We start from the raw sequence: 16768 nt of genomic DNA, 5'->3' as shown, positions 1-16768 counted from the left end.
TGTCGATGTTGCGGAACACTCGGCGGATCCTCAGGTACGCAAACCAGAAGCGCCATCCAAGGCGAGTGCGGACCTTGGATGGCGCTTGCCTGGGGGCCTGAGATCAGGCGACGGGCTTCGTCAGCCCGCCGTCGACGCGCAGCACCTGACCGGTCACGTAGGAGGCGTCGGCGGACGCCAGGAATGCCGCCGCGGCGCCGATTTCGGCGGGCTCGGCCCAGCGGTCGAGGCGAATGCCGAGCCCCTTGGCCATTCCGGCCCGGACCTCTTCGGCACTCTTGCCCTGCTGCTTGCCCATGGCCTCGGTCTTGGTGAGCCAGCCCTCGGTCTTCGTCATTCCGGGGGAGATCGCGTTGACCCGGATGTTGCTGGGAGCCGCCTCGGTCGCCAGGTAGCTCGTAAGCGCGACCACGCCCGCATTCACGATGGCCGTAGGACCGGTGTTGGGAATCACCGCGTGTGCAGTGGCGCCGACAACATTGACGATGTTGCCGCTGCCGGTCCGGCTCAAGAACGGGAGAGCGGCCTGCGAGACGCGAAGGAACCCGATCAGCTTTGTGTCGAAGGCCGACGCGATGGTCTTCTCGTCGACCTTGTCCAGGGTGGACGGCGCGAGCTGCGGCCCTGCGTTGTTCACAAGGATGTCAAGGCTGCCCTGCCACGCGTGCACCTCTGCCAGCGCGCCGTTGACGGAATCCGCGTCGGTGACGTCCGCGACGACGGGGAGCACGTCCTCGGCGCCGGCCCCAGCGGTGAGACGACCGGCCGCAGCCTTGACGGCCGCTTCGTCCCTGGCGGCGATCGCCACCTTGGCGCCACGCTCGAGCAGCGCCTGTGCGATGGCGAAGCCCAGGCCTCGACTACCACCGGTCACGAAAGCCGTGCGGCCCTCCAAGTTCCAACCTGCAGCCATGGTTCGGCTCCTCCCTATCGGTTTATTCGTTCTGCGAAGAGTGGATCTGAAGCGCTACGGCCACTGCAAGCGCGGTTAACGCAGGTTTCACACACGGACGATCGGGCCGCCTCGCACCCTCCGAACGGCTAACGGTGCGAGGCGCACACTGACCCGGGCTCAGCCCGTTCCGAGGGTGAAGGAGGGAGGGGCGATGGAGGTCCTCAGCCTCGAGGTACCTGACGGGAAGCGGGTCGCTGGTAGTCGCCGCACGGGGGGAGCAGGCTCGCGCGCCAAGGTCGCGATCGGGACCTTCGACGGTGTTCACCTCGGTCACCGTCAGGTCCTCTACGGGTGCGACACAGTGCTCACATTTGACCCTCACCCGATGCAGGTGCTCGAGCCACGCCGTGTACCGAGACTGCTGAGCGAGCGCCGACGGAAGCTCCAGAAGCTTGACAGCTTGGGGATCCGGCGCGTGGCGATCGTCCCCTTCGACCAAGCCTGGTCGCGAGTCTCTGCCGAAGACTTCGTCGAAGGTGTTGTTGTCGACCAGCTCGGTGCGGAGTTCGTCAGCGTCGGCCAGGGCTTTCGATTCGGCGCCCGGGGCGCCGGGACGACCACCACTTTCGATCAATATCCCGGGCTGAGCACCCGAGTCGTCCCGCTCGTCACGCAGGGACCGACCGGTGAGCCGATCTCATCGACGCGCATCCGCCGGCTGATCTTCGACGGCGCCGTCGAATTGGCCGCTGATCTGCTGGGCGCCTCCGTAGCCCTTCCGGCAATCGTGGGTGATGCGGGCCAGTTGCTGATCTCGTCCGAATTCGCGCGCCCCGCACCCGGGTCCTATCTCGGGTACGTCGACAGTCACCCCTGCACGCTTCGCGTGTGTCAGGACCACACGGTCGAAGTCATGCGCACAGCGCGGACCGGCACCCATGTCGAGGTGAGGTTCGTGAAGCGAACCTCATAGGCCGATCCGATGGTCCACTTTCAAGGCGTTCGGGTTCCGCGGATCCACAGGCGCCTGGACGTTTGCCGTTCATAGCCCTTCCCACCGGGACTTCGACGAGCTCCATCTGAAGCCCCCAGGGGGCAAACCCAGGTCTGACCTGCGCTTGGCCCTCTTGTACGCACCGTCGACCGACCCATGATCTGGACACCGTGCGCGATCTGAGCAAGGGCGTCCTCGACCTCGAAGGAGCCGAGGCCGTACAACTCGGCGGTTTCCAGAACGTCGACGCGGAACCGGGGCGCGGCCCATCGGGCATGGTGATCTCTAGATGGTCACCACTACGCAGACCCGACAATCCACACAGGCATCCCGCACCCTCTGACTCGTTTAGTATTACTGCACATCAGTCTCGGGCAACGCCCGAAGCCGATCAAAGACTGCCCGTATGTCGCATGCGGGATCGAGGAGGGAACGGACCCGTGGAACCCGAAGCGCGCGCCCGCTTGCGCACTGCTCGCACTGAGGCGAAGCTCAGCGTCCGTGAGCTGAGCCGCCGCGTCGGCATCTCACCGAGCATGTTGTCCCAGATCGAGAATGGGCACTGCGAACCCTCGGTCGCCACCCTCTACGCCCTGGTGTCCGAACTCTCGATCTCGTTCGACCAGCTCCTCGCCGGGCCGGGGGTGGAGCACGGTCCCGGCCCCCTGCCGACCCATCCCTCACCTCTTGTGACGCCCGACGAACGAGCTGTGCTCGTGATGGACAGCGGCGTCACCTGGGAGCGGCTGACGCCCGCCTCCGACCCGATTGTCGATGCACTGCTCGTGACCTACCCGCCGGGCAGCAGCTCTTCCACCAACGGAGGTCTGATGAGTCACCATGGACGGGAGTACGGCTTTTTGATGTCGGGACGCCTCACCCTCCGTCTCGGGTTCGAGACCTACAGCCTCGAGCCCGGCTCGTCCATCAGCTTCGACTCTGCAGTCCCCCACTTGTACGTGAACGAGAGCGACGAGCCGGCGAGCGGCCTGTGGCATGTGGTCGCCGGCGGCGGTGCGTCGGGAACCGAGGGCCCGATCCCAACCTGGCGCCCCCTCGACGCGCAGCAAGAAGGCCGCATGTAACGATCTCACCGCCCACCAGGAGTTACTGCCGTTCACCCTTCTGCCGTTAAGTCACACTTGATAGTACGTGTGCTATTCCGCCCCCATCCCCACCTGAAGCGGCAGTACTGGAAATGCTCACTGCCCAGACTGAACGCTTCCACGGTGAGGACGAATTGGCCACCGTTGCAGAGATTTCACCGGCCACCGGTGGGGAGAACTACGGGCCAACTCAGGGAAGTTAGAGGCCGTTGACAGTCAGGGGAGTCTGGCCGGCCTCACGCTGAAGCCGGATGAGGAGGGCCATGAAGTCCAGCTCACCCAAGCCAGTCGAGATACACGCCTGAAGCAGCTGCTGCACGACGCCGGTGACCGGCAGCGGAACCCCACCGGCTGCGGCCGATGCAAGGGCCAGGTCCAAGTCCTTGCGCATGAGCCGCGAGCTGAATGTCGACGTGTAATCGTCTGCCAGGAGGGGCCCGATCTTGTACTTCACCAACGGTGACGCGACCGCCGAGGCGCCGACGACCTCCAGAAGTTTGTCCCGTTGCACGCCATGGGCCTCAGCCAATGCGACGCACTCGGCAAGGAGTTCGGCCGTCCCGGCGACCATGAGGTTGAGAGCCAGCTTGATGATCCGGGCAGCATCCCCCTCACCGGCGTAGAACACATGGGGACCGATATCGCGAAGCAGACTTTCCATGGACGTGAAGACAGCGTTCTCACCCGAGGCGATGATCGTGAGGTTCCCGGCACGCACGACACCCGGGTTTCCGCTTACTGGAGCACGCAGGTACCGCACGCCGCTGGCCGCAGCCGCGTCGGCCACGCCACGCGAGACCTCCGCAGAGACCGTGCTCATGTCGATGTGGGTCCGTCCGCTGCCGGCCGCGGCGTGGGCAAGCACTCCGTCGGGCGCGAGCACGACATCGGCCAAGGCATGCGAGTCCGCGACCATCGTGATGCAGACCTCTGACCGGGCCCATGCCTCACCCGGGGCGTCCAGCTCGAACGCGCCCTTGGCCACCAGGCCGTCTGCCCTTCCCTTCGATCGATTCCAGACACTGACCTCATGGCCTGCGCTGATGAGTCGTTCGGCAATGGCGGATCCCATCTGGCCGAGACCCAGCACGGATACCTTCACGTTCAACTCCTGGAGACACAGTGCGCGACGTGCGCAAAGGATTGTTGATCTCCACCCGAGCTCGGCACCTCGCGGTGGTGCGCAGTGCCGGCCTGGGCGCCTGGGCGGGCCCTCGCTACATTGACGCAGCGAGCTGCCAGTCGAATGCAAGCTGCGCATGGGTATGGGGATCGCAGAGGCTGCCGAATCTCCCACCGAAGTACACGAGTGGGTCCGAGTCGACGGAGTAGCCGCAGCTGACCACCTCGCCGATAAAGATCGTGTGGTCTCCACCGGCGATCTCTTCCTTCACATTGCAAGCAAAGTAAGCGACCGCGCCGTCAACTACGGGGAGCTCTTGGTCGGTTCGGAGCCCCATGCCGGCGAACTTGTCGTCACAACGGCTCGCGAACCGAAGCGCGTGCCGCTCCTGGCCCTGTGAAAGGACGCTGACAGCGAAGACTCCGGAGCCGGAAATCGCGTCCCTCGTCGCAAGGGTGTTTCCGACACACACCAGCAGCATGAGCGGCTCCAGGGAAACCGACGCAACAGCGCTGGCTGTCATCCCTGCTGGTCCATTCGGCGTCCTGGTGGTCACGATCGTGACGCCGGTCGTGAACCGTGCCATTGCTCCGCGATACGTTGCGGACATGTCCTGCGCGGTCGTTGTACCCATGATGCCCTCCGTTGCCTGTAACGAGATGGCTTGAGCGTCGCCTGTAACCAGGTGGCCTCAGCGTGACTGACAACCTGTTTATCCACGCGAAATCGGTCCAGGCCTATCGGCGCAACTGGGTGACCAGTCGACGAACCTCGTCGGACGGTGGCACGCCGAGCTCCCGCATCCGCACGACGTATCGTTGGTAGAGCGCCAGCACGGCGTCATCGCTGCCGCTGGCATGTGCCAGCCTGATGGCGAGCTGCCACGCCTGCTCGCGGTACGGATCCTCGCGAAGCACTCGGTCGACCAGTCCCTTTGCCTCGCGATAACGGTTCATTCGATAGGCGAGCCTGGCCGCGTCGACTCGGGCCGACAAGAAGGTCTCGGTCAGGAGTGCACGGCGCTCCGCGACCCACTCACTTGAGACCGTGGCAAGGTAGGGCCCTGTCTCGGCGCTGCTGAGGGCGCGCAACAGTGTCTGGAGACGAACCTCTCCGTCCTGTCTCCCGGCCTGGGCGACGAGGTCGACTGCCCGTTGTGCCGTACCTATGGCCAACGCTGGGCCGACCAGTTCGAAGACGTCGCCACCCTGCGCTGGGCCCAAGCCCTCAGGCAGTGCCTCGCGAAGGCGGTAGAGCGCCTGCCTCAGATAGCTGCGGCCGGCAGCATCATTGCGGCCACCGAAGAGCGCCCCGAGAAGCTCTTCGCGTGTAGCCCTGCGGTCGGGTGTCCAGAGCAGGTAGCTGAGGAGCTCGACACTCTTCGTCAGCCGAAGCTGAGTCACGTTTCCGTCGGCCGTGAGGGTCGGCTCGCCGAACTCCTCAAGCACGAGTCGGGGCGTACCCACATTCACGCGTACGGGATGCTGGCCGGAGAGGACGGCGATGATCTCGTGCCAGGGTGACATGCGACTGGACCTGGTGTCCGCAGCTCTGGCCGCAACCGACGGTACATCCGCCAGGGCCGTCAGCAGCAGGTGCTGTGTTCCGTGCGTCGAGGCGGAGGCCATCGCAAGGTCGGCCGTAGCGTCGGACTCCTCCTCGAGACCGAGACGCCATTGCGCCTCGGCCAGGTACACGGCAGCCGTCGGGAGATCGAGATGGCGGTCTCCTTTCTGCATACTTCGGAGGCATTCCGCGAGGTACTCGTGCCCCTCGGCATCCCTGTTCTGCAGAAGCATCGACAGACCCGACCACATCTGCCACGTCTCCCGCGTGAGGGTGTACTCCGATGCTCCGTTGGCAGTCGCCTCGGCGAGCACACGGTCGGCACGTCTTGTGTCACCCCCGAGGCGCAGCCATAGCTTGGCTTCGACAAGCAGGCTCATGTTCTTGTAAACCTTCGAGCCAGTTGACGCAATGAGCTCTCTGCCTCGCTTCATGGCCGCGCAGGCTTCGTCTCCGCGGCCGAGGTCGAGCATGAGATCGACGGCGTCGACGGCGTGCAACCAGACCGGCTGCGACGAACCGCGGCGAGGCTCAAACATCGACATCGCAGCGTCGAGTCGCCCGGTGGCGCGCAGCGCCGCGACGACCCAAGGTCCGCCGAGTATCGTGCGCCACGGATCGAACGATCCCGGGTCGTCAAGTCCTTCAAGGCGACCGCGCAAGAAGGCGAGCCGCATCAGCAAGCCGTCGAGGGGGCCGGACGGCGTGGTCGAGAACTCGGGAAAGGGTGGCGGCTCCTCGCCCGTGGCCAGCGCGATCAACGTCTGCGCGATGAGCCGGTTCCGCCCCTGCGGCAACCGATCGGCAATGGACCGCGCCTCCTCGATCCGACCGGAGTGCCAAAGGCACCAACAGGCCAGGACGTGCGCCTCTTCGAAGTCGGGAGCCCCCGGTTCCGGAAGCCAGCCATATCCATGACGATCGACCAGTTCCACTCCGCGATCACATTGCTCGAGTGCAAACGCAACGCGCAGGACGACCGGTCCGATCTCCGGGGTCGGAGTCCGGACCGACGCTCCCAGTGCATCGAGCCAGCGTGCCGCCGGCGCGAAGTCCATCCGCGCAACCAGACTGGGAAGGGCAACAGCCGCCAGCCGCCCAGCCGCTTCAAGGTCCCCGAGCCGGAGCAACTCATCGACGGCTTCCTCGTGCTGGCCGCTGGCGACCAGGAACTCGGCGTGCCTGCGACGAACCACGCGGAGCGTCTTGGCGTCCTCCCGTTGCAGAGCCTCATGCAGGAAGTCGCGGAACACCGGGTGCGGCGTCATGCGCAACCCGTCCGAGGACCACGTCACCGGAAGATGCCGGGCGCGGAGGTCCGCCATCACCTGCGCTGCATTCTCCTGCCCCAGGGCCCGAGCGCCCTCAACCGATACCTCTTCCAGCAGACAGGTATGAAGGAGGAAGGTTCTCTCAACCAGGGAAAGTGAGTTGACGACGTTCGCTGCGACGTATGTCCGCAGCGAATCGGGATCCAGCTCGCGAGACCGCGCATGACGCCAGCCCTCGAACAGGACGCCAGTGACCCAGCCCCCTGTCGCCGCCACCGCCTGAGCCGGATGCACGTCGACGTGGCCGACCGTCCGAAGTGCTGCTTCGGCTTCCTGGACGTTGAAAGCGAGATCGCTCTCGACCAGCTCACCCACCCGGTGACGCTCCCTCGTCGAGCCCGAGTCGAGGCGGACATCGACGCGGGAGATCAGTACGAGGTTTACGCCGGACGGCAGGTAGCGAGCGAAGGACGACAGCACAGCGACACAGGTCGCGTCGGGCGCGATTCGTTCCACGTTGTCGCACACGAGAATGAGCCGACTCCCCTGGAGGCTCTCAGCCAGCAGTCCCGCTGCCTCACCGATGTGGAGGCTGCTGCTCAGCGCGTCAGAGGCCACATCGGCGGCGCTGGGGACAGCGCCCTCAACAGCCGCTTCGAGATAGACCAGCAGGCGTCCCGCCGCCTGCTCCGTACCGTCTAGCGACAGCCAGGCAACGGGCCTGTCGAGGGCGCTGACAGCCAGAGCCACTGCCGTGGTCTTGCCAGCGCCGGCTGTCGCAAAGACATTCACCACGGTGTGGCGGTCGAGTACGGCTCGCAACCGCTGATTAAGTCGCTCGCGGGCGACTACGTCTTTTGCCAGCTCCGGCGTTTCAAGTTTCCGCCTGATAATCGCGCGATGCTGTCGACCTGGCATCCTCGAGCCGCTTGGTCGGTCGGAAGCAGAGTCACCCATCGATCGCCGCGCCTCCGTGATCCTTAGTGCTCGTGCGGGAGTTTGCGCCAGTCGTCCGGGAAGAAGAACCCGTCCGAGGTCGGAGGGATCGGCGATTGCACTTCGATCCAACGGGCCGGCTCGTCACGCTCGTTGACGAAACCGTGTGTGCCGTTGGTGCCTGCCCACACAAGATCACCTGTCTGGATGACCTCGTCATTGCCGTCGAGGGTCCCCCGCATCCCTCCGGAAGTGAAGTAGTAGATCTCCTCGAACGGGTGGTAGTGGACCTTGGCCGCCTTGCCCGGGCCGGACTTCGGCGCGATCTCGCACACGAAGACGGTGTGATGCTGTGCTCCCACGAGCTGGTCGATCATCATCCTGAGGCTGATGTTCTTGACGTTGGGACCGTGGTAGCCGGGCATCGACAGCTGCGCGTACGGGGCCATGTCCGAATCTGCGAAGTGCCCGACGTAGCGATGCCGGGGGTCCGTCTCCGACGGGCGCCCGAGATTCTCACCCGGAGAGGGTTTGGCCGCGATGCGGCTTCGGGCTCCGTCGAACGTCGGCGGCTTCGGCGCGCGGACCCCGAGCCACGTCAGTCCCTCCTCACCGGCGGACAGTGAATGGGCGACGCCGACAGGCGCCACACCGTAGTCACCAGAACCGAGTTCGTAGCACAGCCCGGCAAAGGCAGCTTCGCCGGATCCGCCCGTGATGAACCACGACTCCTCGAACGGGCAGCGCGCCCAGCCCGTTGTCGCCCCGGGAGCCAGCTCGTACAAGCTCACTTCCAGGTGAGCAGCACCCTGCTCGTGTCCGACCAAGAGCGCCTGCCGAAGACCCGGCACGCCCTCGACATCGAAGAACTTCCGGTCCGCCGCACGCGCAATGTAGTAAGCCATGTCATTCTCTCCGTTCACACGCGAGGGATGCCAGGGCCGGCATCCCTCGCTGGTTGCTGCTGATCCTCATCGGGCCTCTGCCCAGGGCAACGGTGAGGGCGGCGGACGCTTCGCGGCCGACAGCGGCCACGAACCGCCCCTACACCGTCGTCGGCTCAGCGGACCCGTGAGCCCTCAAGCCGTGCGCCGTCAAGGCGTCGGGCATATTCGGCCTGCTCGGTGTAAGCCGTCACCTCGGGGGCGCCGGGCTCCTGAAGGCCACAGACCTTCCGAGCAAGCTGTGTCAGCGGCCCGGAGGGTGACAGCTCCGAGCGCTTCATCGTGTGCATCCGAGTGGCGAGCATCGGGGTCCCGTTGAACTGCTCGAACGTGCTCACCCTGTCGCCGAAGTCGGAAAGGAACAGGTCACGGATAACGCGCGAGATGCGCAGGCGGTCGTAGGGCTCGCCGACCGCACCTGCCTGCAGCGGTTCCAGCCAGTCGTGAAGCTCGGGGTTGTTCCACTGCTCCTCGGTGGGGAACAGGAGCGAGGCACGGCCGGCAAGGTCGATCACCTCGTTCCTCATATCCGCGTACCTCTCCAGGTAGTACGACCGGCCGAAGTCGAAGAGCAGGACGTTCGGCTTGTAGAGCCCCGACGGCGAGATGAACCCTTCCGTCTCGGACGCGATCACGTGGGCTCGCATCGTCTGGTAGAACTCGACGAGACGCGCCAGGCGCGCCTGGACCGGCGGAATCTGGTAGGTGCCGAGGTGCTCGGTCATCAGCATCGCCAGTCCGACCATGAGTTCGGCCCGGACCATCTGCCGGATGAGCGCCTCGTAGTGCGTCCAGTCGAAGATGCGCTGCGGGTACAGCGAAGCGTGCTCGGGGCTTCCGATGTGGAATACAAGCTCCCACGGAATGAACACGTTGTCGAAGATGACGGTGCATTCGAGTTCGTCACCGGCCGAAGAAATCGGGTGGTTATCGGGGTCGTCACGCACCGTCGCCTCGCGGGAGGTTATCGTGACGCCCGGCGCGTTCACCGGACAGGCGCCGTAAATGACCTGTTCGCTCTCGATTCCCGGGCGGTAGAAGACGCCGATGTGAAGGTAGTCGGCGAACGGCGCACCGGTGACCACGGCTTTGACACCGTTGACCACGATGCCGTCGTCGCGAGTCTCCACGACACGCAGCGCGGTCTTGGCCGCGTGCTGCTTGGACCGGTCGATCTGAGGGTCGATGAAGGCGAAGGCGCAGTTGAGGTCGCCCTCCTTCACCAGATCCAGGAACTTTCGGATGCCCACGGTCAGGTCACGCCCGCCCGTACCCACGGACTGGTCACTCCACGGCTGCGGGTCCTCTTCGTAGGTGACCAGGCCGTAGTTGTTCGCGCACGGGGTCCGCCCAATCGATCCGCCATCGAGCTCCCGGACCACGGTCTCCAGATACACACGCTTGCGCCGCAACCCCTCGGCGTCCCCGTGCTTGAACCACATCATCGGACGACGCACTCCGTCGTCGTCGACGAAGGTCATGATGTCCTGCATCTCGGGCTCGTGATGCAGGTCGTAGAACTTCGCAAAACTCTTGGCCGCTGCCCTGGTCTTCGGGTGTGCCGTGATGTCGTCGATCCGATCACCGCCGACCCAGACAACGCGCCCGTCCCTCAGAGACTCCAAGTACTCGTCGCCAGTTCGCATCGAATGCCACCTTCTCCCATCATCCAAGCACCATCCTGCATGACTGTTCTCGTCCGGGGCGTCATTCAAGTTCCACTCGACAGAACGTCGCTAAGAAACCACCGCGAGCCCGTTTATTGCCCTGGCCGCACCGCGTAAGAAGCCGGGAAATCAGTGCCACAACCGACTGACCATTCGAACTGCTCAATCCGAATCGACGAAAACACATTTCCCGTGAATTGGACAATCGTTTGGTCGTTGATTCCTCGGAGTTTAGCCAGACGGTGTTAGTGGGCCGTTAACCGCAACGAGGCGCCGTCAGCAATGCCGTTAAAGGGTCTCGTAGCGGAGCATTGCGAGTTCGACCAGGGGCGGACGCTGCCGGCAGCCGAAGAACTGCCCACGGGCCGCCGCACCCGAGTCCCGCTGCTCACCTCGACCCAGGATCTGCCCCACGGCCCGGTAGGCGGCGAGCAGGACCGCGAGCGCGTGCGGCCGCCCGCACCGCAACCACGGCCGGCGCCACATACATGGCGGCCACACCGAGTGCTTCCGCCTGAAGATCGGGCCGCACCCCCGGCGTACAACGGAGCGTCCCGTGACACGGAGTCATCGCCGACCCGCTGGTCTGCACGGTACTCATGTCGCCCCCTCCCTTATCCGCGAACGACCATTCTGTTTTGTGCGCCCATCCTGAGGCGCCGATCAACCCGATGTCAAGACGAACATTCGTTTTTCTTGTAGCATCGCCTCATGCCCAAAGTCACAGAGCAATACCTCGCCGACCGCCGCCGGCACATCCTGGACGCCGCCCACCGCTGCTTCCTGCGCAACGGCGGCTTCCAGACCACCTCGATGCAGGACATCTTCGCCGAATCAGGCCTGTCCTCAGGAGCCGTCTACCGCTACTTCGCCAGCAAGGACGAAATGATCCTCGCCATAGCCGAAGACAACATCCGCGAAGTCACCGCCATGATCAGGACAGTGACCCACGCCCACAACGGAGGAGCCCTGGGCGCCGCCCTCGCAGCAGCAACCACACTCGTCGACACCAAGACCGAACACCAAGGCCTGGCCCAACTCAGCGTCCAGGTCTGGGCCGAAGCACTACGAAACCCCCACCTGCGCCCCCAGTACAGACGCATGCTGACACAAACCAGAACCGAGATCGCCGACATCGTGCGCGACCACCAACACACCGGACACCTGCCCCCCCACGTACCGGCAACAGCCCTCGCAGACGTCCTCGTCAGCATCCTGCCCGGCTACATCCTCCAACTCGCCCTACTCGGACCCCACGCACAACCCGGCATCACCGATGCCCTACACGCCCTGTGGCCCCACCCCGACAACACCAAACCCCACAACAAACAAACCGCCACCGACCACGATCACATCGCTGGTCAATGACCTGAACGCGCAGTGTCGTTGGAGGCTGAAGGGAAAACCCGTGGCCCCAATTTCTCACCTCCGGCGACTGCCTGCGGGCGGAGAGCCACCCCTGACACACCACCAGTCGCATCAGGCGACCCACTCAGGAACAAGCCTCTCCATGATCGGTGTCCGATCGCCCCAGTGCTTGGGTTCGGTGACGGTCAGCGACTTGAGGACACATCCGAGCAGCATGCGGCGATCCTGCGTGCTGGACTCCTGCCACGCCTCGGCCAACGCTTCGCCGTCCGCGAAGAAGACGGTGAGATCCGCCTCCATGGCGAGGCGCGCCGTTTCCTTCTCCAGGGCAGCTCGACTTCGGTGAGTGGCTGCGCCGACGGCGCCGCAGCGCCGAGGCACGCCCGCACCTCAGCGCGGCACTGGAGTGCTTCCAGCGGCTCGATGCCCGGCCCTGGACCGATCGCACAGCCGCGGAGCTGCGGGCGACGGGAGCTCCGGTGGCAGCGGCCACGGCCCCGAGCCCGGCGAGCGAACTCACCCCGCAGGAACGGCAGATAGCCGAACTGGCCGCTCAGGGCCTGACCAACCGCGACATCGCGACCCGGCTCTACCTCTCACCCCGGACCGTCGGCCACCACCTGCACAAGATCTTCCCCAAGCTCGGTATCCGTGCCAGGGCCCAACTCCGCGACGCCCTCTCGCAGGATCCGCGGCAGTGACCGGGCAAGGACGATCGAGCTGTTGACCGTCGCGATCAGAGTTCCGAGTGTGGTGCTGGACAGGGCGCCCCTCTTGGAGCGGGGATGATCCAGCCCGAGCCACGCCGCGCGGCCCGCTCTACCCGACCGGTTGTCTTGTCTGCCCCTTCGGCGGCTCGCCCGTCTTGCTGCATGGCCGTGGTGAAGCGCACTGGTTGCGGGTCCCGTGGACGACATCCGGCACGGGCGATGTGCGCTGAACCGCCCGCGCCACGCTCTGTGCCGAGCAGGGCGCGGTGGTCGTCCAGGCAGCATGTTCGGCCACCAGTCGGCGGAGCATGCGGGTCTCGCGCGGGGCGTTCCAGCCGACCACGCCGACCACCGTTGCCCGGTGGCCGTACGCGGCGACGAAGTGGCGGTCGGCCGGGTCGCCGTGCAGGATCCGGACCTCGGCGCCGGCGGGGAAGATGCCGTAGGCCTGGATCCTCGTGTCGTACTGGTCGCTCCAGAAGTAGGGGACGGGCGCGAACGGTTCGTTGTCGCCGAGCAGGTTGCCGGCCGCGGCGATGGCCTGCTCGGTGGCGTTCATCCGGTGCTCCACGCGCATCCGGGTGCCGAAGTGCAGGTTGTGCCAGGAGGCGACGTCCCCGGCGGCATAGACGCTCGGGGCGGCCCGGCACCGCTCGTCGCACTCGATCCCGCCGTTCAGGGGCAGGCCCGACCCTTCCAGCCAGCCGGTCGCGGGAGTGGATCCCATGGCAAGGACGACCACGTCGGCCGGCAGAACTGTCCCCTCCCCCAGTTCCACCCCGACGACCCGCCCTCCGGCGCCGAGCAGTCGGCGAACCGGTATCCCGCAGCGCACATGCGTGCCGTGCTCCAGGTGCAGGCGTGCGACCAGGGCTCCGATGCCCTCACCGAAGGGGCGATACACCGGCACCGGCAGCGGCTCGACCAGGGTCACTTCCAGGCCCAGGGTGCGGGCGGTCGCCGCGACTTCGGCCCCCAGGAAACCGGCTCCCACGACGACGACCCGTGGGCCCGCGAGCAGCGCCTGCCGCAGGACGAGTGCGTCGTCCACGGTGCGCAGCACGTGCACCCCGGCCAGGTCCGCGCCGGGCAGCCGGCGCGGAGCGACCCCGGTGGCGAGGATCAGGCCGTCGAAAGCGAGCCGCTCGCCCCCGTCCAGGACCACCTGCCGGGCGGAAAGATCCAGCCCCGCTGCCGCCCGACCGAACCGCAACTCCGCATCCAGCAGGGCCAGCTCCTCGGGCGCACGCAGGGCGATACGGTCCGGCTCCCACTGCCCCGCCAGAACCTGCTTGGACAGTGGGGGCCGGTCGTACGGCGGGTGGGGCTCGTCGCCGATCAGCGTGAGCCGTCCGCCGTAACCGCGGCGGCGCAGGGTCTCGGCAGCGGTCAGACCCGCCGCCGATGCGCCCACGATGACGACGTCGGCCGGCACGCTCATGTCCCGTCCACCCATATCGCCCGTGCCGGACAGACCGCAGCCGCCTTGCGGACGGCGTCGGCCAGCTCGGCGGGCGGGTTGGCATTCAGCAGGACAACGACGCCGTCTTCGTCGCGCTGGTCGAACACCTCGGCGGTGGCCAGCACACACTGTCCCGAAGCGACACATTTGTCCTGATCGACGGTTACTCGCATGACATTCTCCTCATCAAGATCAATGGCTGTGACAGCCAGGTGGCTGCCCGGGCGGCCCCTCCGTCTCGGGAGTGCCATCCGCCGTGATTTCTCGTGGTGTCGGGGACGTTCACCAGGTGACGGGCAGTCGGTGGACGCCGTAGATGAAGCCGTCGTGCTTGAACGGGATCTGTTCCCGGTCCACGGCCAGGCGCAGGGTGGGGATGCGCCGGTAGAGGGTGCCGTAGACGACCTGGAGCTCGACGCGGGCCAGCGGCTGGCCCAGGCACTGGTGGACCCCGAAACCGAAGGCCACGTGATGGCGGGCATCGCGGTGGATGTCCAGCCGGTCGGGCTCGGCGAAGGCGGCGGGGTCCCAGTCGCCGGCGTCGTTGGCCAGGATGACCGGCTCGCCGGCGCGGATGACCTGGCCGCCGATCTCGATGTCCGCCGCTGCTACCCGGCGCCGCCCGCTGTGAACGATCGTCAGGTAGCGCAGGAGTTCCTCGACCGCCCCGGCGACCAGCTTGAGGTCGTCGGCCTGGCGTAGCTCGGCCAGCTGGTCAGGGTGCTCGAGCAGGGCCAGCGTGCCGAGCGCGATCATGTTCGCGGTCGTCTCGTGGCCGGCCGTCAAGAGCAGGCGGCCCATGGCGGCCAGTTCGCGCTGGGAGATCGCACCGGTGGCGACCTGCTCGACGGCCAGCTTCGACAGCAGATCGTCGCCCGGGTCTGCGAGCTTGTCGGTGATGACCCGGTCCAGGTAGTCGATCAGTTCCTGGTTGGCCACCCACGCGGCCTGCGGTGTTACCCCGCGCTTGACCAGCAGCCTGCTGCGGGCCTGGAAGAAGCCGTGGTCGGCATAGGGCACGCCGAGCAGCTCACAGATCACCATGGACGGCACGGGCAGGGCGAACGCGTCGACCAGGTCGACCGGCTTCTCGCCCGCCAGCATCGTGTCGATCAGACCGTCCACGATCTTCTGGATGGCCGGACGCAACGCCTCGACCCGCTTGATGGCGAACGACGCGGTCGCCATCCTGCGCCGATGGGCGTGCTCCGGATCGTCCATGTTGATGAAGGTCGGATCGCTCCTCACACGTTCCCTGTGCCCGGGGCCCTGGAAGGGGAAGTTCGGGTAGGTGACGTCCGAGCTGATCCGGGGGTCCGTCAGCAGCGTGCGCATTTCGTCGTAACCGGTGACCAGCCACGGGGTACTGCCGTCCCACAGCCGCACTCGGGTGATCGGCGCGCTGTCCTGGAGGACACGCAGTGCCGGGGGTGGTGCGAAGGGGCATTCGGCCGCTCGGGTCATCGGGTACTCCGGAAGATCGACCTGATGTGACCGCACTGGCGCGACCGGGTTGTCTGTCATGACTGTGCGCCTCCTTGGAGCCGCTGTTCGTGTTTCGCTCACGCCGGGATGCTCCGGCCGCGACCTGCCGGCGGCTGGTCAGGGCGTGGCCGACCCACCGCTGGGGCGGGGCCGCTTCTTGGCGGTGCGGGTCAAACGCCGGATGACGGGCAGGGCCACCTGCATGGCCGAGGCCAGCGCCTCCTCGTCCTCCGCGGGCAGGGTTGCCACCAGGTCGGCCAGGCGGGCGTGGTAAGCCCGCCGCCGCTCGACCAGCAGTTCCCGCCCGGCATCAGTGATGGTGACCAGAGCAACCCGCCCGTCCTCGGGATCGCTCACGCGCCGCGCCAGACCCTGCCGCTCCAGCCGCTTGACCAGCTGGGTCATCGACGGCTGAGCAATGCCCTCCGCCGCGGCCAGCGCCGTCAGCCGGACAGGCTCATCACGCCCGAGCCTGCCGAGAGTCGAGGCGGTGGTGAGGCTGAGGTCCCGATCGACCAGGTGCCGCACCATGAGCGCCGCCGCTTCCTCCAGCGCATCGGCAATGGCTTCGGGGTCCTGACCAGAACGCGTTCGCTCCATGAGTCCGTTCAATCTCCTTTCCATATGGCTCGCCCAGAGATCACGAGAGGGCTCGACCACCTGCCTCCTCGGGCAGCTCGGCGGCGACGGCTACGGCACAGGTGCCGGACACCTTTCAGGGGTTCAAGATCACCGCATTGCTCCTCCGGGGCATACCCGGTCACATCCAGGTCGGCCCAATGGATGGTGCGCCCGACCTCCTGGCGGACGCCGTGAGCGGTGGCGACATGATCGACGATCGTCAGTCCGCGGCCGCGCTCGCCGCCCGTGCAGCTGGTCGCCCAGTCGCCTTCCGTGGTGGCAGGACCGCCGTCGGTGACCTTCACGTGCAGTCGTGAGGATGCCGAGTCACGGCTCAGCTCCAGGGTGAGCGGTGGACGGGCGTGTTCCACGGCGTTGGTGACGAGTTCGGAGACCGTCAGTCGCGCCGACTCCACCACCTCTTCGGGGACCCTCCACCGGCTCAGGGCATCCGCAGCGATCCTGCGGGCTTCGCCGGCGGCTTGCGGCTGGTGCACCAGCGGCCAGATACGTCCGTCCGCCGGCGCGCGCGCTTTGATCTGCCTCCCGGAAAGCCCTCCGGTGTAGGCGCACATCACAGCCATCACTCCCTCCAGCGTCTCGGAGACACCTTCGGGCCC

15 protein-coding genes and 1 pseudogene are annotated in these 16768 nt (G+C 66.4%); 4 read left to right on the top strand and 12 right to left on the bottom strand.

Annotation, left to right across the window (positions count from 1 at the left end):
* Positions 1 to 103: 103 nt before the first annotated feature.
* Positions 104 to 895 (bottom strand): SDR family NAD(P)-dependent oxidoreductase, encoded by a 792-nt coding sequence (locus ACFYXB_RS08280; RefSeq protein WP_389579110.1) that lies wholly within the window; start codon positions 893 to 895, stop codon positions 104 to 106.
* Between the two features lie 211 nt (positions 896 to 1106).
* Between ACFYXB_RS08280 and ACFYXB_RS08275 the strand changes: the two genes are divergently transcribed.
* Both ACFYXB_RS08275 and ACFYXB_RS08270 read left to right on the top strand, forming a co-directional pair.
* A complete protein-coding gene (locus ACFYXB_RS08275) occupies positions 1107 to 1868 on the top strand; it encodes a hypothetical protein (protein ID WP_389579107.1) in 762 nt (253 codons plus the stop codon).
* 461 nt (positions 1869 to 2329) lie between these two features.
* Positions 2330 to 2974 (top strand): helix-turn-helix domain-containing protein, encoded by a 645-nt coding sequence (locus ACFYXB_RS08270; protein WP_389579104.1) that lies wholly within the window; start codon positions 2330 to 2332, stop codon positions 2972 to 2974.
* A 220-nt stretch (positions 2975 to 3194) separates the two neighbouring features.
* On the opposite strand, the gene ACFYXB_RS08265 is transcribed toward ACFYXB_RS08270, so the two are convergent.
* From ACFYXB_RS08265 to ACFYXB_RS08245, 5 genes are all read right to left on the bottom strand, one after another.
* On the bottom strand, positions 3195 to 4097 hold the full coding sequence (locus ACFYXB_RS08265; RefSeq protein WP_389579101.1) for an NAD(P)-dependent oxidoreductase: 903 nt from the start codon (positions 4095 to 4097) through the stop codon (positions 3195 to 3197).
* 115 nt (positions 4098 to 4212) lie between these two features.
* Positions 4213 to 4752, bottom strand: a complete 540-nt coding sequence (locus ACFYXB_RS08260; RefSeq protein ID WP_389579099.1) for a flavin reductase family protein — start codon at positions 4750 to 4752, stop codon at positions 4213 to 4215.
* Positions 4753 to 4855: 103 nt separating this feature from the next.
* A complete protein-coding gene (locus tag ACFYXB_RS08255; protein ID WP_389579096.1) occupies positions 4856 to 7750 on the bottom strand; it encodes a BTAD domain-containing putative transcriptional regulator in 2895 nt (964 codons plus the stop codon).
* A gap of 185 nt (positions 7751 to 7935) precedes the next feature.
* Positions 7936 to 8796, bottom strand: a complete 861-nt coding sequence (locus tag ACFYXB_RS08250; protein WP_389579094.1) for a cupin domain-containing protein — start codon at positions 8794 to 8796, stop codon at positions 7936 to 7938.
* A gap of 155 nt (positions 8797 to 8951) precedes the next feature.
* Positions 8952 to 10481, bottom strand: coding sequence for a 4-hydroxyphenylacetate 3-hydroxylase N-terminal domain-containing protein (locus tag ACFYXB_RS08245; RefSeq protein ID WP_389579092.1), 1530 nt, complete (start codon positions 10479 to 10481; stop codon positions 8952 to 8954).
* 732 nt (positions 10482 to 11213) lie between these two features.
* Between ACFYXB_RS08245 and ACFYXB_RS08240 the strand changes: the two genes are divergently transcribed.
* Positions 11214 to 11870, top strand: coding sequence for a TetR/AcrR family transcriptional regulator (locus ACFYXB_RS08240; protein WP_389579089.1), 657 nt, complete (start codon positions 11214 to 11216; stop codon positions 11868 to 11870).
* Positions 11871 to 11981: 111 nt separating this feature from the next.
* Here the strand turns inward: ACFYXB_RS08240 and ACFYXB_RS08235 are convergent, their stop codons facing one another.
* Complete coding sequence (locus ACFYXB_RS08235; RefSeq protein WP_389579087.1) at positions 11982 to 12251, bottom strand: hypothetical protein; 270 nt, start codon at positions 12249 to 12251, stop codon at positions 11982 to 11984.
* Between ACFYXB_RS08235 and ACFYXB_RS08230 the strand changes: the two are divergent.
* Positions 12200 to 12571, top strand: a pseudogene (locus ACFYXB_RS08230) (LuxR C-terminal-related transcriptional regulator); the annotation flags it as partial. The gene ACFYXB_RS08235 and the pseudogene ACFYXB_RS08230 overlap by 52 nt on opposite strands.
* 118 nt (positions 12572 to 12689) lie before the next feature.
* Here the strand turns inward: ACFYXB_RS08230 and ACFYXB_RS08225 are convergent.
* From ACFYXB_RS08225 to ACFYXB_RS08205, 5 genes are all read right to left on the bottom strand, one after another.
* Positions 12690 to 14021 carry an NAD(P)/FAD-dependent oxidoreductase gene (locus ACFYXB_RS08225; protein WP_389579084.1) on the bottom strand — a complete coding sequence of 444 codons (1332 nt, stop codon included), beginning with the start codon at positions 14019 to 14021 and terminating at the stop codon, positions 12690 to 12692.
* Positions 14018 to 14215 carry a ferredoxin gene (locus tag ACFYXB_RS08220; RefSeq protein WP_351348576.1) on the bottom strand — a complete coding sequence of 66 codons (198 nt, stop codon included), beginning with the start codon at positions 14213 to 14215 and terminating at the stop codon, positions 14018 to 14020. Before ACFYXB_RS08220 ends, ACFYXB_RS08225 begins: the two co-directional genes overlap by 4 nt.
* 109 nt (positions 14216 to 14324) lie before the next feature.
* Complete coding sequence (locus tag ACFYXB_RS08215) at positions 14325 to 15566, bottom strand: cytochrome P450 (RefSeq protein WP_389579081.1); 1242 nt, start codon at positions 15564 to 15566, stop codon at positions 14325 to 14327.
* Positions 15567 to 15644: 78 nt separating this feature from the next.
* Positions 15645 to 16127 carry a MarR family winged helix-turn-helix transcriptional regulator gene (locus ACFYXB_RS08210; RefSeq protein WP_389579077.1) on the bottom strand — a complete coding sequence of 161 codons (483 nt, stop codon included), beginning with the start codon at positions 16125 to 16127 and terminating at the stop codon, positions 15645 to 15647.
* A gap of 8 nt (positions 16128 to 16135) precedes the next feature.
* Positions 16136 to 16723, bottom strand: coding sequence for an ATP-binding protein (locus ACFYXB_RS08205; RefSeq protein ID WP_389579537.1), 588 nt, complete (start codon positions 16721 to 16723; stop codon positions 16136 to 16138).
* Between the last annotated feature and the right edge of the window lie 45 nt (positions 16724 to 16768).

The organism is Streptomyces sp. NPDC002619 (genome assembly GCF_042889305.1).
GTDB lineage: Bacteria > Actinomycetota > Actinomycetes > Streptomycetales > Streptomycetaceae > Streptomyces.
Note: the sequence above shows the minus strand (reverse complement) of the source record. Positions and strands in the feature narration are given on the sequence as shown.